Source organism: Sinomonas albida, assembly GCF_004919045.1.
Taxonomy (GTDB): domain Bacteria; phylum Actinomycetota; class Actinomycetes; order Actinomycetales; family Micrococcaceae; genus Sinomonas; species Sinomonas albida.
In genome coordinates, this window is the sequence record NZ_SWDW01000003.1 from 241,495 (window position 1) to 262,284 (window position 20,790).

Here is a 20,790-nt window from a genome sequence, read left to right on the forward strand (position 1 = left end):
TTCAGAACACCCATCTCGACTCACCAAGGAGAGACAGTGGCCCACAGAGCAGCACACCGGTCACCACACCGCCCAAGCCTCCGGGCCCTCGCTGCTTGGGCGTCCACGGCCTTGGTGGCTGCGCTCTTCGTGGCCCTGCCCTCGGTTGCGGTCCAGGCCGCGACCGATCCGTGTGCCGCCCCGGTCCAGAGCGCCGTGGCCTGCGAGAACTCGAAGCCCGGGAACCCGCAGTCCGACTGGCTCGTCTCCGGCTCGGGCGATTCGACCATCCAGGGCTACGCGACGCAGATGAGCGCGAACCTCGGGGACACCCTGCAGTTCAAGGTCAGCACGAACGCCAGGGCGTACCACATCGACATCTACCGTCTGGGCTACTACCAGGGCAACGGGGCCCGGAAGATCGCGGGCAACATCCTCCCGAGCGCTGCGCTGCCGCAGAACCAGCCCGCGTGCCAGACGTTCTCGGCGACGGGCCTCATCGACTGCGGCAACTGGGCCGTCTCGGCCTCGTGGGCGGTCCCGACGAACGCGGTCTCGGGCGTCTACGTCGCCCTCCTCACACGCAATGACACGGGCGGCTCGAGCTGGATCCCGTTCGTGGTGCGCAACGACGCCGGGACGACGGCCATGGTCTACCAGACGGCGGACGAGACGTGGGAGGCGTACAACACGTACGGCGGCAACGACCTCTACACGTGCAGCGTGGCCTGCCCGCCGGGAAGCCCCCAGGCGTACAAGGGGGCCTTCAAGGTCTCCTACAACCGGCCGTTCCTGAACGACGGCACGAACTACCTCACGGCGGCCGAACTGCCAATGATCCGGTTCATGGAGGCCAACGGCTACGACCTGAGCTACATCGCCGGCAACGACGCCGCGACCCGCGGGTCCCTCCTCACCAACCACAAGGTCTACGTCACCGCGGGCCACGACGAGTACTGGTCCAACGACCAGCGCGCCAACGTCGAGGCCGCCCGCGACAAGGGCGTGAGCCTCGCGATGTTCACGGGCAACGAGGTCTTCTGGCGCACCCGCTGGGAGTCGAGCCAGGCGGGGCCGACGACGGCGGGACGCACCTTGGTCTGCTATAAGGACACCCACTTCAACGCCCCGACCGATCCCGTGACGTGGACCGGAGCCTGGGCCGACCCGCGGTTCGGCACCTCTGGAGGCGGCGGAAACCCCCAGAACGCCCTCACGGGACAGCTCTTCAACGTCAACTCGGGGACGAGCGACATCACCGTTCCCGCGCGTTTCGCGAAGGACAGGCTGTGGCGCAACACGCCGGTCGCCAACCTCACGGGGACGCAGTCCGTCACGCTCGCGCCCGGCGTCGGCACGCTGGGCTATGAGTGGGACCTCGACGCGAACAACGGATTCCGACCGGCCGGTCTCTTCGACCTCTCGTCGACCACGGTGACGAACGCCGAAGTCTTCACGGACTACGGCAGTACGACCCAGGCCGGGCAGACGGCCACCCACAACCTCACCGAGTACCGGGCGGCGAGCGGCGCGCTCGTGTTCGGCGCCGGGACGGTCCAGTGGTCGTGGGGCCTCGACTCGTTCACGACCGGCAAGAGCGTGGACACGACGATGCAGCAGGCCACGGTCAACCTGTTCGCCGACATGGGCGCCCAGCCGGTCACCCTCATCCCAGGGCTCGTCGCGGCCTCGGCCTCGACCGACAAGACCGCGCCGACGTCCGCGATCACGTCTCCCACCGCCGGAACGTCGACGCCGGACGGCACGGCGATCACGATCAAGGGCACCGCGAGCGACACCGGTGGCGGTGTGGTGGCCGGCGTCGAGGTCTCAACCGACGGCGGCACGACGTGGCATCCCGCGTCCGGGACGACCTCGTGGACGTACACGTGGATCGCCCACGGCAGCCCCTCGGCGGTCATCAAGAGCCGCGCCGTCGACGACAGCGGCAACCTCGAGTCGCCGGGCGGCGGGGTGTCCCTCGGCATCCCGTGCCCGTGCTCGGTCCTCGGGACCGCCGCGACGCCGAAGACCGTCGACGCCGGCGACCCGGGCGCGGTCGAGGTCGGCACCCAGTTCCACGCGGACGTCAACGGGACGGTGACGGGCGTGCGCTTCTACAAGGCGGCCAAGAACACCGGCTCGCACGTCGGCAACCTCTGGACCACGAGCGGCACCCTCCTCGCGAGCGCGACGTTCACGGGTGAGACGGCCTCCGGCTGGCAGAGCGTCACGTTCTCCCCGCCGGCGAGCATCACGGCCGGGACGAACTACATCGTGTCCTACTACGCGCCCAACGGCCACTACTCCGACGACGACGGCTACTTCTTCAACAACCCGTCTCCGCCGCCCGCCGGCAGCGACTCCGTCGATTCGCCTCCGCTGCACTTCACCAGGAGCGTTCCGGGCTCCCCCAACGGCTTCTACGTCTACAGCGGGTCCTCGACGTTCCCGAGCCAGTACTACGACGCCGACAACTACTGGGTTGATCCGGTCTTCTCGCCGGGCGCCAACCCGGCCCCGGCCGTGACCACGACGTCCCCGGCATCGGGCGCCACCGGCGTCGCGACGAGCGTCGCCCCGAGCGCGACGTTCAACCAGACGGTGACGGCCTCGAGCGTGACGTTCACGCTCAAGGACCCGACCGGCGCCTCCGTCGCGGGGTCGACCTCGCTCGGGAGTAACGGCACCGTGGCGACGTTCACGCCGTCGGCCGCGCTCGCGTACAGCACCCAGTACACCGCGACCGTGAGCGGGGCGACCAACTCGGGCGGCCAGACGATGGCCTCGCCGTACTCGTGGAGCTTCACGACGGCGTCCGCGCCTCCTGTCCCGGCCGTCGCCTCGACCTCGCCGGCCTCCGGCGCCACTGGCGTGGCGATCGGCGTCGCGCCCAACGCGACGTTCAACCAGGCCGTGACCCCCTCGAGCGTGACGTTCACGTTCAAGGACCCGACCGGCGCCTCCGTCGCCGGCACGACGAGCCTCAACTCCGCCGGCACCGTGGCGACGTTCACGCCGTCGGCCGCTCTGGCCTACAGCACGCAGTACACGGCGACCGTGAGCGGGGCCGCGAACTCCGCGGGCCAGACGATGGCCTCGCCGTACTCGTGGAGCTTCACGACGGCGGCCGCACCCCCGGCGCCGGCCGTGACGTCCACCTCGCCGGCCTCCGGCGCAACCGGGGTGGCGATCGGCGTCGCGCCCAGCGCGACGTTCAACCAGGCCGTCACCGCCTCGAGCGTGACGTTCACGCTCAAGGATCCGACCGGCGCCTCCGTCGCCGGCGCGACGAGCCTCAACTCCGCCGGCACCGTGGCGACGTTCACGCCGTCGGCCGCCCTCGCCTACAGCACCCAGTACACGGCGACGGTCAGCGGCGCGACCAACTCGACGGGCCAGACGATGGCTTCGCCATCCTCGTGGAGCTTCACGACCGTTGCCCCGCCGCCGCCGCCGAACGTGAGCTCGAGCAACCCCGCGCCGGGCGCCACCGGCATTGACCCCGGGGCCACGGTGAACGCGACGTTCAGCCAGGACGTCACGCCGTCGTCGATCACGTTCGTGCTCAAGGACCCCACGGGCGCGACCATCGCCGGCTCGACGTCCTACTCGAGCACGACGACCACCGCGACGTTCACGCCGTCCGCGCTGCTTGCCAACAACACGCAGTACACGGCCACCGTCAGTGGGGCGACCAATGCCACGGGGCAGACGATGTCCCCCTACAGCTGGAGCTTCACGACGGCTCCCGGCTACAGCTGCCCGTGCACGGTGTTCGCCGCCAACTCCACTCCGGCGACCGCGAGCGCGTCTGACACGGGCTCGGTCGAGCTGGGCATGAAGTTCCGCCCGAGCGTGGCGGGCCAGATCACGGGCGTGCGCTTCTACAAGGGTCCGCAGAACATCGGCACCCACGTGGGCAACCTGTGGTCCTCGACGGGGACGAAGCTCGCGACTGTGACGTTCGTCAACGAGAGCACCTCCGGCTGGCAGCAGGCGTACTTCTCGTCGCCCGTGGCTGTATCGGCGAACACGACGTACGTGATCTCCTACTTCGCTCCGAGCGGCGGCTACGCCTACACGAGCAACGGCTTCTCGTCGGCACAAGGAGCGGCGCCCATAACCGGCCTCGCGAACGGGACCGACGGAGGGAACGGGGTGTACGTCTACGGAGCGTCCTCCGCGTTCCCGGCGAGCACGTACGGGGCCACGAACTACTGGGTTGACGCAGTCTTCAAGTCCGGCGGTTCGAGCGCACCTGTCGTGCTGCAGGCCTCGCCGTCCCAGGGCGCGACAGGCGTCTCGCCCAGTGCCGCGGTGTCCGCGACGTTCGACCAGGCCGTGGACACCACGAGCGCCACGTTCACGGTCGCGCCGAGCGGCGGAGCGAACGTTGCCGGATCCACCGGCAACCTCACAGCCACGGGCACGTACACGTTCACGCCGACGTCGCCGCTCGCGGCCAACACCACCTACACGGCGACCGTCTCGGGGGTGAAGAACTCGGCCGGGCAGCCCATGGCCTCCGCCTACAGCTGGAGCTTCACCACGGGCGCCTCCAGCGGACCCAAGTGCCCGTGCAGCGTCTTCAGTTCCTCGTCGGTCCCGGCCACCGTGTCGGTCGCTGACCCGAATCAGGTCGAGCTGGGCATGCAGTTCACCTCGGACGTCGCCGGATCGGTCACGGGCATCACGTTCTACAAGGGCCCCCAGAACACGGGCACGCACGTCGGCCACCTGTGGACGGCCTCCGGCACGCTGCTCGCGACCGTGACGTTCTCGGGTGAGACGGCGAGCGGATGGCAGACGGCGACCCTGTCGAGCCCCGTTTCCATCAGCGCCAACACGACGTACGTCGTGTCCTACTACGCACCGAACGGCAACTACTCGGCCAACGGCGCCTACTTCACCTCGGCGGCGGACAACCCGCCGCTCCACGGCCTGGTCTCCGCACCGGGACAGTACAACGGGGTCTACGCGTACGGAGCGTCGCAGTTCCCGTCGCGGACGTACAACGCGACGAACTACTGGGTCGACGTGATCTTCACGACTCCGTAGCCTGGCTCGCACGGTAGGCGACTAGCAGCAGCCCCCGAACCTCGCAGTCCGGGGGCTGCACTGTGTGTGCGGGCTGCATGTGTCTGGGGCTGCTCCGTCACGCGACGCGGAGGCGACGTGGGCAACCGTGTCCGGCGCCGCCGTCGGCCGTCACACTGCAGCCGTAGGCTGCGATCACACCGCTGCCCGCAGGCTGCTGCGGTCACACCGCTGCCCGCGGGCTTACGGTCGTGTCACAGCCCGCGGGGTCACAGCCCGCGGATCAAGCCCCCAGCCCGGTGGATCGTGGTCACAGCCCGCGGGCCACCGTCGCTGCAGCGGCCAGCCAGGCGCGGCGCGTCTTCGGCATGAGCGAACCGTAGGCGAGCAGGCCATCCTTCATCGCGGGGTCGAACGGGATCTTGACCACGGCGCGTGCGATCGGCTTGAAACCCGCAGCGATCTCCTCGACGATCCTGTCGGGAACGGTCGGGTTCTCCTGAGAGACAATGACGACGGCGTTCAGCGCGAGGCTGGCGTAGTGGCCGCCCCGCTCGTAGAGCGCATCGAGGAGAAGCGCGGCCGACTCGGCCGAATCGCGGCGGGTCGTGGTAGGCACCACGATCTGGTTCGCGTGGTGGATCATGCGCAGCCACATGGCGTCGCTCTCGTCGTTCCCGCTGTCGATCAGGATCAGCCGGTAGTACTTGGTCGCGACGGCTTGGACGGCGTCGACGGTATCGGCGTCGAACCGCTGCTGCTCGGCCAGGAGTTCGGGCCGCGATCGGAGCACATCGTATTTGTCCCGCGTCTGGTGGTGCACGTAGCGGGCCAGATCGGCCGCCTGCGCGCCCGGGGACAGGAGCCGACCCACCTGCGGGAGGAGTTCGAGCAGGCTCGCATCGTGCGGTCCCTTCTCGGTCCGCCAGCCCAACGTGCCGCGGGTCTGATTGTTGTCCTCCGCAAGGACTCCGGCACCGCCATAGCGGGCGAACGTTGCGGAAAGGCAGATCGTAGTCATGGACTTGCCCACGCCGCCGCGGCCGTTGACGACCGCAATCGTGCGAGGACCTGGCCAGTGCTGGGAGACGGCCTGAATATCGGCCCGCTCGGACCGTTCGGCCTTGCCGGGACCCATCCTGATCCCGATCCCCGTGAGAAACCCACGCCAGCCGACGGTGGAGGGCTCCTCGACCACCTCTTGCGTGAGGAAGGACCGCCGGTCCTCGCGAACCGTGGTCTCGAAATCAAGTACCCGAAGCGGTTCGCCACGGTCCTCGCCGCGATTCCACGAATCATCCGCCGGCTCGGCCTCACCGTCCGGGGACACGATCAGGACCGCGGAACCGCTCTCATCCATCGCTGTCATCCGCACTGGGCGCCCGAGCGAGGCCGCGACGCCTATGACGCGCTGCATGAGTGCCTCCCTCAGCGCCGAGGGACTCGCTTCGTAGAACGACTCCTTGCGGGCATCGATGGTGAGCTCGCCCGTGCGGTCCGCGTACAGGACAGCTGTGATGACCGGCGAATCTTGGACCCTCGAGTGATCGATAACCATGAGTCGTTCTCCGTCCCTGACCTGGTTGGCTCCGTAGACTGCAGACTTAGTCCTGCGATCCTTCTCTGGAGGTCGCCCTCGGCCCTCGCGGCGAAGGCGACGCTCGCGCCCCGCGAACATGCTGCGGTCCAGGAGCGCCGAGGACCCGAAGGCGAGCCCCAGCGATGCTGCGCCCCAGCCGATCCAGGCGCTCCGCAGGCGGGGCGCCACGTAGGTCACGGTGGCCTGCGTGGGCCGCTGCACGGCGGTGATCTGAGCCTGCCTCCAGATTCCGAGGCAATCCTGCGTGCTTCCCGCGAGTCGGATCAGCTCCGCCGTGGTCGCGGAAGCCCTCTCCCGAACCGTCGACGGATCTCCCGCGACGACCTCGACGTCGATGAGCGGGGCGTCGAAGTTCGTCTGCCACTGCCCGCCGTCGTTCCTCAGAGAAACAGACTCCGAATCTGTGAGATCGGCACCGAACAGCGGTGCAGAGTTCGGACGGACTGGGGCGGGCGCATACTCGTCCGCGTACAGCCTCTGCACCATCGCCGCGTATCCCACCAGGGACCATGCCTCCGTGCGCAGCGGATTGTTCTTGGTGGCCGCCGGGGGTGCCTGGAATTCGACGGTCACCTTCGTGTAGTAGACCCCCGTCGCGGTCCGGGTCCACGAGGGTACGGGAGACGCCGACAGGAGGAGGACGGGCAGGAAGACGTACCAGCGCCGCGCGACAATCTGTGCCCAGGATCGGTGCGGGGGCTCGGCGACGGCGACCTGGCCCGCACCCGAGGTCGGAGGGGCCGCGAAGTTGCCTATCGAGCCGCAGAGGCCGAGGCACAGGAAGAGCATTCCGACAGCCTGAGGGAAGGCGAACGCATCGAAGGAGCCGCACAGGAGCGCCCCCGCGATCACCGAACCGCCCAAGGCGGGACCCAGCTTGCCAATTCGCTCCACGCGACGCGCGCGGAAGGATGTCACCGCGGCGACGAGGACCAGCAGGCAGAACGCCGCGGTCCCGACGACGCCGATTTCGATGAGGAGGTCCAGATACTGGTTGTCGAAGATGTGGTACGACGCGCTCATGGAGCCGAGACCGCGACCGAAGACCGGATGGATCGAGAAGTAGCTCCAGAACGCGTCATAGCTGTCGGTCCGCGAGGCCAGACTCGGGTCGCCCGGGGCGAACATCCCCAGGATCGTGCCGACGAGGCCTGGCACCAGGAAATACATCGCCACGAGAGCAGCGGCTCCGAGCAGAAGGGCGGCCCGACGGGTCTTCCGGTCCCATGTGGGAACCAAGATCCCGACACCGACCACGATGCCAAGAAGGGCGGAACGCGTCATCGAGACGACGGCGGCGACGGCGACGAGCGCGGCCGGCCACGCGCGCCGAACCATCGACCATCTGGATGGCACGAGGCTGAGGCTGAGCGCGAGGGGAAGGATCATGGAGAGCACAGCGGCGTACTCGAGCGGATGTCGGGCCGTCGCTTGGGGCCTCAAAAACCCGCCGCGGACGTCCACTCCTCCGGATCCGCTCGAGACCAGACCGGGGATCTGGATGGCGTCGACAAAGTTCTGCCCGGTGAAGAACTGGACGAGGCCCAAACACGCGTAGAGCCCGCCCATCACGGCGATGCGCCGGATGAGCACCAGGAACCGCTCGCGGTCGGCGATGCCGTCATGTGCCACGAGGAGGACTCCGGCGTGCGACGCGATGCTGATCAGGGCCATGTTCGTTCCCTTGGCGTCTTCGCCGGGAAGCGCAGACAGCCCTGCTTGAGCGTAGGCAATCAGGATGCAGAGCACGAACACCATCAGGGCGAGGCGAACTGGCCGAATCCGGTTTCCCCTGTGGGACTCCCGGTGCCTCACGTGATGCCAAATCCACCACAGCATCATCCCGAGGCCATAGATTCCGGCCGGCGAGCCGGCAGCGCCCAGAGGGCCCACGCCCCGGTCAGAGGGGATCACCAGCAGCAGGAACACGTACAGGGAGAGGACGGACGCCGCGTCCACACCGGTCCGATGTTCTCGCCGGGGTGGACCGGTTGGGTGCCGGACACCTAGCCCGGACTCACGGACGAGCATCGTCCCAGGAGGCTGGCGCCAAGGTGGTGGGCTTGTCCCCGGCGGTCTGAGCGTCGCGCGGGTGGACCGTACGGTGCGAATGCTGGACCGGGCTAGGGCGGAAGCGGCCCCGCACCCGCGTGCCGAAAGTAGTCACGGTCACCACCCCCGCCTCGAGGTTGGGCTCCTCGGATTCCACCGGTTCCTCAGCCTTGTGGCGCTCTTTCGACGCCTTCTTCAGAGCACGCTTGAGGGTGCGGACGGGCTTCATGCGCGCCCGCCTTGCCATGAGCCTGTCAATCAGCCCGACGAAGACGACCGTCCCGGCGACCCCGCCTACCGCGACCATCGCCATGGTCTGGAGCTGGGACTTGCTGACCTTCGTCGGCACGTCGTCTGACGACAGCTTCATCGACGTGATGACGGAGTCCGGGGGCACTCTCAGCTGAGCCTGCAGCGTGGCGAGCGTCGAGGGGACGAGGTCCTCGGCCCCCTGGAGGAGCTTCATGACGGACGACGGATCGTCCGCCGTCGCAGAGATCGCGAGGATGGGACCCGAGGTGGTGACATCACGGGTCACCGTGAGGATCCCTCCGGGATAGCGCTTGACGAGGTCCCCGGAGACTTCCGGCGCCGAGACCTTGACCTGCAGAACCCCGAGGGCTTGGTCCAAGCCTCCGAGGTAGAGATACGGATTGTCACCGGTCGTGATCGCCACCTTGGGCGGAATCAGGACGATGCTCGCCTTGGCGTCATAGGTTGGGTGCACGGCCATATAGGCGCCATACGTTCCGGCCGCCGTCACCAGCAGCCCCACGATGACGAAATACCAGCGCCGCAAGCAGCTTATAAACATTTCCCGGAGTTGCATCATCAGTCCCCAGTCTTTTCAGTGATTACCTTGACATCGATCCACCTTCGCTGCCCCGAACATTTCCGGCGGACCGCATTTCACGTTTCGGCACGAAGCCGCGCCGAAGCTGCAGATTTCAACCTGTCCAGACCCTCCTTTCCGGCAATTCCGACGATCACGCGACGGGCCCCGGAACGCGCTCCGTCGCGCACAGCACGGCTGGGGACCTTCAGGAGACGGTCGACCAGGAATTCTTCGAGTGTTGGCGCCGCGATTCCCTCTGTCCCGGCCTGGAAGAGGTGTGCATACCGCTCCGGGGCCACCCGCGCCCCGCGAACCCGATTGCTCACGTTTCCGCCATGCACGACCTGAAGCCAGCCGGGCTGGCCGCCGATGTTTCGAACCGGCATGATTCCGCCGAGGCGGTTGTGCCAATCGGCCCAACACGTGAGGGGCTCGTCCCAAGTCTCGGCCACCGAGCAGAAGGCGTTGTGCGGATCCCGCCGCCGGTACAGCGCGTTGCCCTGCCTGATGAGGCCGTTGTCGAGATAGAGCGCGGTCCGGCGCCGGTCGGTCACCGCTGCCTGAATCCGCGCAGCGAAGTCGACGGCCACGCCGTCGTCGTTGTCGAGGTTGCTCGTGACGAGCACGTCGCCCCGGTGTCCGGTGACGTCGGAGAGGTCGCGAAGAAGATCGCCGTGCGGGACTTCCTCCCGATACAGCGGCACCAACGCACCGGAAGCGCCGAACGCGTCCATGCGGTCCTTGAGCCAGGCAGGGCTTTCGGTATCGAGATAGACGATCCAGCGCAGTCCGGGCGCCGTCTGGGCGGCCACCGACGGGAGGCAGAACCGTTCGAAGAGCGCCAGGCGGTCGCGGAGCCAGCCCGCCTTGGCGCGCACCAGGCTCTCGATGCCCCGCGATGGCAGATTGAACCGGGTCAGCAGCACGTGGTCGATGTTCATGGCGAGATCTTCACCTTGTAGATGTGGAACGCCGATTCGCGGTCGAAGGAGTCCGTGAATCGCCCGAGCGAATCAGCAGAGAGCGAGCGCGACTCGTTAACCACCTCGATCTGGCGCCCCGCGATCTGGGACGGCAATTGGAAGTCCCGCGATCCCGGGGCCGAACCGGCGCTCGTCATCGCGAAGACATAGGCGTACCCGCCCTCGGCCTTGAGCATGGTGTCCAGCCCCGGGCCGAAGTTCCAGACGAAGGACTGCGTGTTGATGACGGGCGCCAGCTGGTGGACGATCGTGTCCACTGCCTTGACTGCGGCCACTTGGGGGTTTCCGCAGAACGAGCGGGTCGTCTCGGCCGAACGGAAGACGTTCGCGCTCTGGCACGGGCCAGCAAGGCTCTGATTGAAGTACAGAATGCCTCGTGCCTCGTGGATGATCGAATTCATCACGGCGCCCTCGAGCTGCTCGGGCGTGATGTAGGTCTTGAAGGCCTCCGGATCGTTGATGCCCGCCATATTCTCGACGAAGGCCCACACGGGCTGAAGCTTCCCGTCCACGGCGTCGCGCTGCCGGAGGGCATCGATGGTCCTTCCGTAGCTCGACGCCGTCCTGCATTCTGCCTGCGCGATCGGCACGAGGAACGGATTCCGGTACGGCGTCAGGCTGCACTGCGGAATCGTGTACCAGTACTTGTCCACCGAGATGACATCGGTGAAGCCATTGACGTACTTCTGGGCGTCCGTCGGGGACATATCGTTCTCGAGGATCATCGAAGTGAAGTTTGCGAAGCCGAACAATCCCTTGGGCATTTCCTTGCGAAGCGCGGCAAGGTGGTCGCGCCCTTCCGCAGGCGAATATCGGCCGTCGACCTCGTCATCCAGGAAATACCCCACCCAGCTGCGGGTGTTCGAAGTGAATGAATCGTTGAGTTTGCCGCCGATCCAGAACATGCCAGCGTCGTCGAGAAGCGACGAATCGAGCGTCTCCGGCATGCCGATGTAGGTGTTGATGCCCAGCGACTTGTCGAACGCAGCCTCCTCCGGGGACGAGACGCTGTCATACCAGGCGACAATGGGAAAGAAGGAAGGATCCGCCCAACCGCCGGCTTTGGCCTTCGCAAAGCTGTTCCAGTAGCTCGGGCCGCCTTCCCACGGAACGGTCGGGAGGTCCAAGGCGGCCGGGACGCTGTCCGACTTGGCCGACTCGATGCACCCGCTGCAGGCGAGGGCGGCGCAGAACACCATCGCCATCGCCCCGCCGACCCAGGCCCGGCGGCCCCGTCTGCCCGTACGCCTCATGCCGTCACCTCCGCCCATCCCAGCAGCTCGGCCGCGCGGGAATCCCACGTGTGCTGTGCCGCAAACCGCTTGCGCGCCGCGACGTCGTCGGCGCGAACGGGCGCTTCCAAGGCCTGAGCGACAAGGTCCACGAAATGTTCCGCGGAGTCCGCCACATGCACCCATGGAGTGTTCAGCCATCGAGACGCCGGGAGATCGGTCGAGACGGCCGGAACTCCCACGGCCAGGTATTCGAGGGTCTTGAGGGGGAAGCTTGCCCGGTTGAACGGGTCGTCCCGGTACGGGGTCAGGCCCACGGCCCAGCCACCGACGGCAGCCAACGCCTGGGCGGTGCCGAGCTCGCCGAGCCACGTCACGTGCTCCCCGCGCAGGAAGGCGCGCAATCGCTGGACGGTCCGCGGGTCGCGCGCCGTGATCGGCCCGACCACTTCGACTCTGCAGGTCGCCGCCACCGACTCGAGGAGATCCATGTCGAGCCGCTCATTGAGCTGGCCCAAGAGACCCGCGACAGGCCTCCCTTCGCGGCGTGGAGCGGACTCGGGTCCCGGCAGCGGGCATCCATTCGGCACCACGTGCACGGGCCCTGCGCCCAGGCGTTCGAGGGTCTCACGGAGTCCGGGAGACACGCTGCAGACCACGTCTGCGGCCGCGATGTTGGCGCGGAGTGTCCGCTCGACGACGCCGCGCCTGAGGCCCATGAGCTGCGCGCCGCCCGGCCAGTCGTCCGTCACATGGAGGATCCTCGTGCCGCCGGTCCTCGACGGAAACCCGTCCCTTCCGGACATGAGCAGGATGGCCCTGACCCGCGTCGGTCCGGATGCGAGGGCCGCGCGCAGCGCCCGATGCACCAGGAGGGCAGCGCCGTGGCGGATTCCGGGCCGCGTGAACCCCGGGGGGCCCAACGTCCGCAGCCTGAACAGCCGAGGGCCGAGCTCATCGACGGCGTAGCCAGGGATCAGCGGCGGTCGGTCGGCGGCAGCTGTGGTTCCGGCCGCAGGCACAACCGGGTCAACCCAGAGCACGGGGATGAGTTCCGACAGCGCCTGGGCCAGCCGGTGGTCGGTCCCCGGGACGCCGCTCCACCTAGTCCCGGCAATGAGCACCACGGCTTCGCGCCCAAGGCCGGTCATCGTTCTCGCGCTCCTGCGGCCGCGCCGCGTTCCGCGGCGACCGGACGGCTGTTGAAGTCTTCGCTCGGGGCCGGTCCGGTACGGCTCGCGAGCGCCCGTTGCGCGTGGTAGGCGAAGAGTCCGAAACCGGCGTCCAAGCTTTCCCGCCAGCTCGTGCGCGGAGGCGCTGCGATCGCTCGCTCGTAGAACGCGATCTGCCGCTCGGCGACCCGCGAGACCGAGAAACGGGACTCGACGGTCCTTCGCGCAAACCGACCGAGGACCTCGCGCACGCCCCTGTCGTCCCTCAGCTCGCGGAGACAGGCGGCAAGCCGCTCGGCTGCCCCGCCGGAGCCAGGCCCGACCCCGTACCACCCCTGCCAGAGGAAGTCCTCGACGGTCGCGGCGGACAGCGTGCGCCAGAAGCCCCGCTCGCCTTGGACGATGAGCGGAACGCCGAAAGCCATGGAGCGGAGGGCAGAGCCTCCCATCCCGATGCCGACGTCCGCGAGGGCATAAACCGGTCTGGGATCCGTCAGCTCGCCGGTGCAGACCACGATCCGCTCGCCGGCGATGCCGTTGACGGCGGCGGCGTGGGCCCGGACCTCGGTTTCGGCCGGACCTCCTCCGGCGATCACGAGCTGGATGGGCGCCTCGCGGTGGAGAAGCTCCACAGCGTCCATTGCGGTGAGGATTCCCTCGAGCTTCATCTCCCTGGCCAGCCGCGACACGATCGACACGGTGAAGATCCCCGGCTCGATCCCGTGCTCGCGCGCGAAGGCGGCGACGGGAACCGCGCCGGGGGCGTTCGCCGCCACGTCGACGGGCGGCTCGAGCAGTTCGACGGCGGGCCGGCCGTGCTCGCGCTCGGCTTCACGGATCTGCTCCGTTCCGACGCCCAGCGGCAGGTAGCGCGGCAGGAACGGCGCGACCGACATCGACAGGACCGTCGAGACGGCGCGCCCCGTGTGGGCCACGCGGCAGGCCAAGAGGGCCTCGAGCGACGGCGGCCATTCGTACCCGTGGGCGATGTCGATGCGGCGCTCCGTCAGGACGCGGGCGAGGTCCCTGACGACGCCGGGGGTCGGCCGCACATGGACGTCGGGAGAAGGGATCAACTCGAGGCCGGCCGCCGCGACCTCACCGACCAGTGGGCCCGGCTGACCATAGACGACGACGGCGTGACCGCGGTCCCGCACGGCGGCGGCCAGCTGGATGGCGTTGAGCTGGCTTCCGCCGATGCTCAGGTCATGCGGATAGACGAGGACTCTCATGCCCGCACCTCCGCCGCATGGCCCCAGCTCCGGATCGCCGCCAGATCCCGACGGCTCGCGATCACGAGGGCTCCCATGACGACGGCCCCGCACCCCGCCGAGGCGCAGAGGGCCAGGAGCGGCTGGTCGATCGACGTCCTCAAGAGGAGCGTCACGCCGGCCAGCGGCACGCACGCCGCGAGCGGCAGCCAGGTCCGCTGGAGCAGCGACCCGAGCCTGAAGCCCCTCCTCGCCAGCAGCACGAGGTAGACGGGCAGGATGATCAGGAGCCCCTCGGCCAGCGAAGCGAACGCCAGTCCCGCGATCCCGGCGAACCGTGCCCCTGCGGCCAGCGCGGGCACCAGCCCCGCGATCCACAGGCACTGGACCCACAGGATGGCGCCGGACTCCCCGAGCACCACGAGGAAGTCGTAGACGAGCTCGAAGAAGATGCGCAGACCCGCCGTCGCCGCCAACCACACGAGAGCCTGAGCGGATGCCGCCCAGGCCGCTCCGTAGATCGTCGAGACGAGCGGGAGGGCCGCGACGGCCATGACCGTCACGACCGGCAGGACCGCGGCCGCGGTGACGCCCACCAGCGACAGGAACGCCTCGCGCATGGCCTGCGGGTCATGCTGGAGCTTGGCGAAGACGGGCGGCGCGACGCCTCGAAGAGGCTGCGAGAAAATGTTCACCGGCCAGTTGGCGAGGTTCGCGGCCAGCACGTAGAAGCCGAGGCCCAGGCTGCCGAGCAGATTGCCCGCCACGATCTGGTCGGCATAGCCCACGGCGAACGCGATCACGCTGGACCCTGCCAGCGGGAGCCCGAAGCGCAGGAGCGGGCGGACGCGTTCCTGCCTCCAGCCGAACCGCAACGGCAGCGGGGAGTAGGCGATGAAGAGGACCGCCGCGACGAGGCTCGCAACGATCCTCCCGACCGCCAGGCTCATCGCCCCCACGCCGGACGCGACGAGGACCACCGACACGATCGCGCCGAGCCACACGTTGACCTGATCGATGATCAGGCGGACGCCCTGGCGGAAGTCCCTCTGCAGGAGCGCGGCGGGCGTGGCCACGAGGCCGTTGATGAGCACGCACACGGCCATGGCGCGCACGACGTCGGTGGCGGCCGGGTCCCCCATCGCCGCCGCGAAGGCTGGTGCACCAGCCCAGGACGCGCCGAGGATCAGGGCGCTGGCGCCCACGGAAATCGTCGTCACTGTCGGGGCGATCTCTGCGGGGTCGCTCGGCCATCTGACGATCGCGAGGCTGACCCCGAGCTCGTTGAAGCTCAGGACCGCGAGCAAGGCGACCAGCGCGATGGCATATGTGCCGAACTGGGCGGGCCCCAAGAGCCGCGCGAGCAGGACGCCGATCGCGATCGTGCCGAATTTTGAGATGACCGTGTTGAGGAGGCTCAGCGCGAAGGCGCGGGACGCCGTCGCCGGTCGTTGGCCGGACGCGCGGCCGCGCAGCGCGGTCGCCCCAGGATCCAGGCCTCCCCTCAGCATCCCCGCACCACCTCCGCGACGAGCCGCTGCTGCTCGGGCGTGATGTGCGGGAACATGGGCAGCGAGAGCAGCTCGCGCGAGGCCGTCTCCGCGACGGGGAAGTCGCCTCGCGAGTACCCGAGATAGGAAAAGGCATCCGTGAGGTGCACGGGCGTCGGGTAATGGATTCCCGTCCCGATCCCTGCCGAGGCGAGCGCGCCCTGCACGCGCGAGCGGTCCTCGAGCCGGAGCACGTAGAGATGCCACACGTCCTCGTTGCCCGACTGGCTCCGCGGGGTCCGCACCCCAGGCACCCCGTCGAGAAGCTCCGCGTACAGCCGCGCCGCCTGGCGCCGTCGTGCGTTCCAATCGGCGAGCCGCCGCAGCTTGGCGCGCAGCACGATCGCCTGCACGGCGTCGAGCCGCGAGTTGAAGCCGACGACCTCGTGCACGTACTTGACCGCGCTCCCGTGCGCGGCGAGGAGCCGCACGAGCTCGGCGAGTACCGGATCGTTCGTGGTCACGGCGCCCGCGTCCCCGGCCGCACCCAGGTTCTTGCCGGGATAGAAGCTCGTGGCGGCGATGTGGCCCAGCGACCCCGCGCTGCGGCCGAACCGCCGCGCACCCTGCGCCTGGGCGGCATCCTCGACCACCGCGATCCCGCGCCGCGCCGCCAGCGGGACGATCGCCTCGACGGGCGCGGTCTGGCCGAACAGGTGAACCGGGACGATGGCCTGAGTCCTAGGCCCCACCGCCCGGCCCACCTTGTCCGTGTCGATGAGCAGCGTCTCCGGATCGACGTCGACTATCACGGGCCGCGCCCCCGCCCGGACCACCGCCTCCGCGGTGGCCACGAACGTGTTGGCCGGCAGGATCACCTCGCCGCCGGGCCCCACGCCGACGGCGCGGAGCGCGAGCTCGAGCGCGTCGGTTCCGTTCGCGACGCCGATGCACGCGCGGACGCCGACGAACTCGGCGTACTCGCGCTCGAACGCCTCGACGTCCGGCCCCCCGATGAACGCGCCGGTATCGAGCACCCGCACCACTTCAGGCACGACGTCCGCACTCACCTCGCGCTGCTGCGCCGCCAGATCCACGAAAGGAACCCTGTGGATGCGGCCAGCCTGTGCCTCCGCGGTCATCGTTCCACCCCTCGAGAGCTCCCGCCGGACAGCTGAGACATGGGCCGGGCGGGGACTCCGACCCATGTCTGCCCCTCGGGCACGTCCGTCACCACGGCCGCACCCATGCCGATCACGGCCCGCGCGCCCACCCGGGTGCGCTGCCGAATGCTGCAGTTCATGCCCAGGTAGGCGGCGCGGCCGACGACGACGGAGCCTCCTAGCGAGACCCCGGCACCGAACGTCACGTAGTCGTCCACGAAGTCGCCGTGGGTGAGCGTCACCCCGGGCATGACGACGACGTGGCGGCCCACCGCGACTGCGGCGGTCATGACGACGTTCGCCAACAGGATGCTCCCCTCCCCCACCGTGCAGCCCTCCGGCACGATCGCGGTGGGATGCACGATCGTCGCGAAGTGGCCGGGAGGGAGGCCGAGCGCCCCGAGCCGGCGGACGATGTCCGCGCGGGTCGCGCCGCTCCCCACGCACACCACGATGCGGGCACCGGGATGCTTCCTCACCTCCGCCAGGGGGCCGAGCACGTGGGCGCCGTCGAGGACGCTTCCGGCGCGGACGGGATCGTCGTCGAGGATCCCGAGGACGTCGAAGTCGTCCCCGGCGCGCACCAGGGCCATGACCTCGCGGGCCAGCCCGCTCGCGGCGACCAGCAGGAGTTCGGTCACGTCCGCACTTCCCTCCGGGCGTGGCCGGCCACGGGCGCGGACGCGCGGCGGACGGCGTCCGCGACGCGCAGCACGCCGGCCTCGCCGAGCTCGTGGTAGAGCGGAAGGATGAGGGTCCGGGCCGTGAGCCGCTCGGTCGCGGTGAGCGGGACGCGCAGGGGCCACCCAGAGAACGCAGGCTCGAGGTGGGCCGCCATGATCCCCGGGCGCGCCGAGATGCCCTCGGCCGCGAGCGCGTCGAGCAGGGCGTCGCGGTCGAGGGGGAACTCGTCCCCGATCTCGGCCCAGAGCGACTGGAAGTTCGCGGCGCCACCGGGCGGGTCCTCGACGAGCCTGAGTCCGGGGACGCCGTCGAGCGCGTCGCGGTAGACCGCGGCGAGCGCGCGCCGCCGCTCGACCATCTCCTGGAGCCGCCCGAGCTGGACCAGGCCGATCGCCGCCTGCACATCCGTCATGCGGTAGTTGAAGCCGATCTCGGTGTAGCGCTCGGCGGGCGCGCGGAGCGACGCGTGCCGCTCTGCGGCGGAGACGCTCGCGGAGTGCTGCCGGAGGCGCCGGGCGCGCTCGGCCCACTCGGCGCGGTCCGTGGTGAGCATGCCGCCCTCGCCGGTCGTGAGGAGCTTGCGCGGGTGGAACGACCATGCGGCGATGTCCGCGCCGACGCCCACGGGCCGGCCCAGGTACAGCGAGCCGACGGCACACGCGGCGTCCTCGACGAGCGCGATCCCCCGCGCGGCGCACAGCTCGGCGAGCGGCTCGACGTCCGCGGGGATGCCGCCCTGGTCCACGACGATGACGGCCGTGGTGCGGGGCCCGAGCACCTGGGCCACGCCGGCCACCGTGAGGTTCCCGGTCACGGGATCGACGTCGGCGAAGACCGGCTCGGCGCCGACGTACCGGGGCGCGTTGGCCGTCGCGATGAAGGAGAAGGAGGGCACCACGACCTCGTCGCCCGGCTGGACGCCCGCGACGACGAGGGCGAGGTGCAGCGCCGCCGTGCAGCTCGACACGGCGACGCCGTACGCGACATCCTGGGCCGAGGCGAACGCCCGCTCGAACTCCGCGACGCGGGGCCCCTGAGCGAGCCACCCGGACGCGATGACCTCCGCGACCGCGTGTGCCTCCTCCACCCCGACCCAGGGCTTCATGACATTGATGCGCTCCCCGTCGAGGTGCGCCGTGGGGTGCCCCGCCTCCGCGCTCATGACGCGGCCACGACCCGTGCCGCGGCGATCTCCTCGCGCAGCGGGCGCCACCACGAGACGAGGCGCCGGAGTCCCTCGTCGAGCGGCATCTCGGCGCGGAACCCGAGGTCGCGGGCCGCCGCGGCCGTGTCCGCGAGGCGGCGTGCCACCCCGTTGACCTTCCGCTCGGGACCGAACTCGACGGAGAGCTTCGAGTCCATCGCATCCAGGAGCGCGACCGCGAGCGCGAGCAGGCTCGTCTCGGTGCCGCTCGCCACGTTGTACACGCCCTCCCGGACCGCCGACTCGGCCGCGTAGATGTTGGCCCGCGCCACGTCGCTCGTGTAGACGAAGTCCATGGTCTGCTCGCCGTTGCCGTAGACGAGCGGCGGCCGCCCGTCGGCGATGCGCTCCATCCAGCGCACCAGGACCTCGGTGTAGAGCCCGTGGACGTCCATGCGTGGCCCGTACACGTTGAAGTAGCGCAGGGCCACGTAGTCGAGCCCGTACATCGCCCGAAAGCTGCGGGCCATTCCCTCGTTGAAGCTCTTCGCGGCGCCGTACATCGTGTCGTTGTTGTGGTGATGGTGTCGCTCCCCGGTCGGGAACTCGTCCGCGGCGCCGTAGACCGAAGCGCTCGAGGCAAGCACCACCTTGTCCACGCCGTGCTGCGACGCGGCCTCGAGCACCGTGAACGTCCCGTCGACGAGCACCTCGAGCGCGAGCCGCGGGTCCTCGGCGCACTGCGTGATGCGGATCGCGGCCTCGTGGAACACGAGATCCTTGCCTACCGTCGCGTCGTGGACCGTGTCCCGATCCCGCAGATCGCCTTCGACGAGCCGCACCCGGCCCGTGGCGAGCGCATGGTCCAGATTCGCGAGGCGGCCCCGCGTGAGGTTGTCGAGGACGTCGACGTGTTCGACGCCCGCATCGAGCAGGTGGTCCACGATCGTCGATCCGATCGTCCCGGCCCCGCCGGTCACGAGCACGCGAGCCCCCGCCAGCACTGTCATGCCCCCGCCTCCTGCCTCAGGGAGCCGCCCATGAGCTCGCGCCCGAACAGCCCCGGCCCGTCCATACGGTCATGCGGCACGACGTCGGCCTTCCCGCCCCCGTCCTGGAGGCTGCGGCTCGTGGCCTCGAGCACGCCGAGGACGCGCAGGGCAGACGCCCCGCTCGTGGCCGCGGGGCGCTCCTCCCGGATCGCGGCGGCGAATTCGGCGACCATCTGGCCGAGCGCCTCGCGCTCGGGGAGGGCGGGCGACCAGGTGTCGCCGAGCCGGTACGAGATGGCGGCGTCGCGGCGGTCCGCGGCGCTGCGCGAACCGCGCGCGGGCAGCTGGACTCCGCGGTCATAGATGCTCAGCCGCTGCTGCGGGTTGAGATCGTCCCACACGAGCGTGCGCTGCGTGCCGCCGATGACCATCTGCCGGATCTTGGTGGGGCTGAGCCAGTTCACGTGGATGTGGGCCATGGCGCCGTACGGGAGGTCGAAGGAGAGATGGCCCACGCAGTCGCGCCCGGTCCCGAGCGGATCGGCGCCGTGCGCGGACACGGTGTCCGGCGTGAGCCCGTCACGGAGGACGTAGTCGAGGATGGACAGGTCGTGCGGCGCGAGGTCCCAGAACACGTCGACGTCCGGCTGGACGAGCCCGAGGTTGATCCGGACCGAATCGACGTAGAGGATGTCCCCGAGCTCGCCAGCGGCGAGCAGGGCGCGCATCTTCTGCACGGCAGGCGTGTAGCAGTACGTGTGGTCGGCCATGAGGACCAGGCCGCGCTTCTCGGCCGTCGCGACCATGTCCGCTCCCCTGTCCCAGTGGTCCGCGAGCGGCTTCTCGACGAGTACGTGTTTGCCGGCCCCGAGCGCCGTGAGAGCCACGTGGTGATGGGTCCTGGCCGGCGTCGCGATCGCCACGGCGTCGACATCGACCGTGTCGAGCACCTCATCGAGCGAGCTGAACGCGGCCGCGCCGTAGAGCGAGGCGAGGGCCTCCGCACGCTCGGTGTCCAGGTCGCACACCGCCCGGAGCTCCCACTCGGCCGAGCGGTGGAAGTTCCGCGCCAGGTTGGGCCCCCAGTAGCCCGCGCCGACGACGACGACCGAGAGCGGTCGGTCAGGCTCGCTCCCCGAACCGGTCGCCCGGAACTTCAGGAGCGAATGCGGAAGGTCCGCCATGGTCTTGCCTCTTCTCTCGATGCGCTCGT

13 protein-coding genes are annotated in these 20,790 nt (G+C 69.5%); 1 reads left to right on the top strand and 12 read right to left on the bottom strand.

The window, feature by feature from the left end; genetic code table 11:
* The first annotated feature begins 114 nt into the window (after positions 1-114).
* The gene (locus tag E6A26_RS04635) at positions 115-5,040 is read left to right on the top strand and encodes a DUF4082 domain-containing protein (RefSeq protein ID WP_234865037.1); all 4,926 of its coding nucleotides are present in this window, start codon (positions 115-117) and stop codon (positions 5,038-5,040) included.
* Positions 5,041-5,329: 289 nt separating this feature from the next.
* Here the strand turns inward: E6A26_RS04635 and E6A26_RS04640 are convergent, their stop codons facing one another.
* The 12 genes from E6A26_RS04640 to E6A26_RS04695 all read right to left on the bottom strand — a co-directional run bounded on the left by E6A26_RS04640 (position 5,330) and on the right by E6A26_RS04695 (position 20,761).
* Positions 5,330-8,377: an O-antigen ligase family protein gene (locus E6A26_RS04640; RefSeq protein WP_168928672.1), complete on the bottom strand. Its 3,048-nt coding sequence runs from the start codon at positions 8,375-8,377 to the stop codon at positions 5,330-5,332.
* Between the two features lie 259 nt (positions 8,378-8,636).
* Positions 8,637-9,470 (bottom strand): YveK family protein, encoded by an 834-nt coding sequence (locus E6A26_RS04645; RefSeq protein ID WP_136610010.1) that lies wholly within the window; start codon positions 9,468-9,470, stop codon positions 8,637-8,639.
* Between the two features lie 110 nt (positions 9,471-9,580).
* Positions 9,581-10,447, bottom strand: coding sequence for a glycosyltransferase (locus E6A26_RS04650; protein ID WP_136610011.1), 867 nt, complete (start codon positions 10,445-10,447; stop codon positions 9,581-9,583).
* Complete coding sequence (locus E6A26_RS04655) at positions 10,444-11,742, bottom strand: hypothetical protein (RefSeq protein ID WP_136610012.1); 1,299 nt, start codon at positions 11,740-11,742, stop codon at positions 10,444-10,446. Before E6A26_RS04655 ends, E6A26_RS04650 begins: the two co-directional genes overlap by 4 nt.
* Positions 11,739-12,872 carry a glycosyltransferase family protein gene (locus tag E6A26_RS04660; RefSeq protein WP_136610013.1) on the bottom strand — a complete coding sequence of 378 codons (1,134 nt, stop codon included), beginning with the start codon at positions 12,870-12,872 and terminating at the stop codon, positions 11,739-11,741. Before E6A26_RS04660 ends, E6A26_RS04655 begins: the two co-directional genes overlap by 4 nt.
* The gene (locus E6A26_RS04665; RefSeq protein WP_136610014.1) at positions 12,869-14,125 is read right to left on the bottom strand and encodes a glycosyltransferase; all 1,257 of its coding nucleotides are present in this window, start codon (positions 14,123-14,125) and stop codon (positions 12,869-12,871) included. Before E6A26_RS04665 ends, E6A26_RS04660 begins: the two co-directional genes overlap by 4 nt.
* Positions 14,122-15,615: an oligosaccharide flippase family protein gene (locus E6A26_RS04670; RefSeq protein ID WP_136610015.1), complete on the bottom strand. Its 1,494-nt coding sequence runs from the start codon at positions 15,613-15,615 to the stop codon at positions 14,122-14,124. The genes E6A26_RS04665 and E6A26_RS04670 overlap by 4 nt, the downstream gene beginning before the upstream one ends.
* Positions 15,609-16,736: a DegT/DnrJ/EryC1/StrS family aminotransferase gene (locus E6A26_RS04675; RefSeq protein WP_136610016.1), complete on the bottom strand. Its 1,128-nt coding sequence runs from the start codon at positions 16,734-16,736 to the stop codon at positions 15,609-15,611. Before E6A26_RS04675 ends, E6A26_RS04670 begins: the two co-directional genes overlap by 7 nt.
* Positions 16,733-17,398, bottom strand: a complete 666-nt coding sequence (locus E6A26_RS04680) for a NeuD/PglB/VioB family sugar acetyltransferase (RefSeq protein ID WP_136610017.1) — start codon at positions 17,396-17,398, stop codon at positions 16,733-16,735. The genes E6A26_RS04675 and E6A26_RS04680 overlap by 4 nt, the downstream gene beginning before the upstream one ends.
* The gene (locus tag E6A26_RS04685) at positions 17,395-18,603 is read right to left on the bottom strand and encodes a DegT/DnrJ/EryC1/StrS family aminotransferase (RefSeq protein ID WP_234865039.1); all 1,209 of its coding nucleotides are present in this window, start codon (positions 18,601-18,603) and stop codon (positions 17,395-17,397) included. The genes E6A26_RS04680 and E6A26_RS04685 overlap by 4 nt, the downstream gene beginning before the upstream one ends.
* Positions 18,600-19,595 carry an NAD-dependent epimerase/dehydratase family protein gene (locus tag E6A26_RS04690; RefSeq protein ID WP_136610018.1) on the bottom strand — a complete coding sequence of 332 codons (996 nt, stop codon included), beginning with the start codon at positions 19,593-19,595 and terminating at the stop codon, positions 18,600-18,602. Before E6A26_RS04690 ends, E6A26_RS04685 begins: the two co-directional genes overlap by 4 nt.
* Complete coding sequence (locus E6A26_RS04695) at positions 19,592-20,761, bottom strand: Gfo/Idh/MocA family protein (RefSeq protein ID WP_136610062.1); 1,170 nt, start codon at positions 20,759-20,761, stop codon at positions 19,592-19,594. The genes E6A26_RS04690 and E6A26_RS04695 overlap by 4 nt, the downstream gene beginning before the upstream one ends.
* Positions 20,762-20,790: the final 29 nt, after the last annotated feature.

Coding starts and splice junctions, on each gene's coding strand:
- E6A26_RS04640 (WP_168928672.1), bottom strand. CDS start 8,377: ATGGTGTTCGTGCTCTGCATCCTGATTGCCTACGCTCAAGCAGGGCTG.
- E6A26_RS04670 (WP_136610015.1), bottom strand. CDS start 15,615: ATGCTGAGGGGAGGCCTGGATCCTGGGGCGACCGCGCTGCGCGGCCGC.
- E6A26_RS04690 (WP_136610018.1), bottom strand. CDS start 19,595: ATGACAGTGCTGGCGGGGGCTCGCGTGCTCGTGACCGGCGGGGCCGGG.
- E6A26_RS04650 (WP_136610011.1), bottom strand. CDS start 10,447: ATGAACATCGACCACGTGCTGCTGACCCGGTTCAATCTGCCATCGCGG.
- E6A26_RS04665 (WP_136610014.1), bottom strand. CDS start 14,125: ATGAGAGTCCTCGTCTATCCGCATGACCTGAGCATCGGCGGAAGCCAG.
- E6A26_RS04660 (WP_136610013.1), bottom strand. CDS start 12,872: ATGACCGGCCTTGGGCGCGAAGCCGTGGTGCTCATTGCCGGGACTAGG.
- E6A26_RS04675 (WP_136610016.1), bottom strand. CDS start 16,736: ATGACCGCGGAGGCACAGGCTGGCCGCATCCACAGGGTTCCTTTCGTG.
- E6A26_RS04685 (WP_234865039.1), bottom strand. CDS start 18,603: ATGAGCGCGGAGGCGGGGCACCCCACGGCGCACCTCGACGGGGAGCGC.
- E6A26_RS04655 (WP_136610012.1), bottom strand. CDS start 11,742: ATGAGGCGTACGGGCAGACGGGGCCGCCGGGCCTGGGTCGGCGGGGCG.
- E6A26_RS04695 (WP_136610062.1), bottom strand. CDS start 20,761: ATGGCGGACCTTCCGCATTCGCTCCTGAAGTTCCGGGCGACCGGTTCG.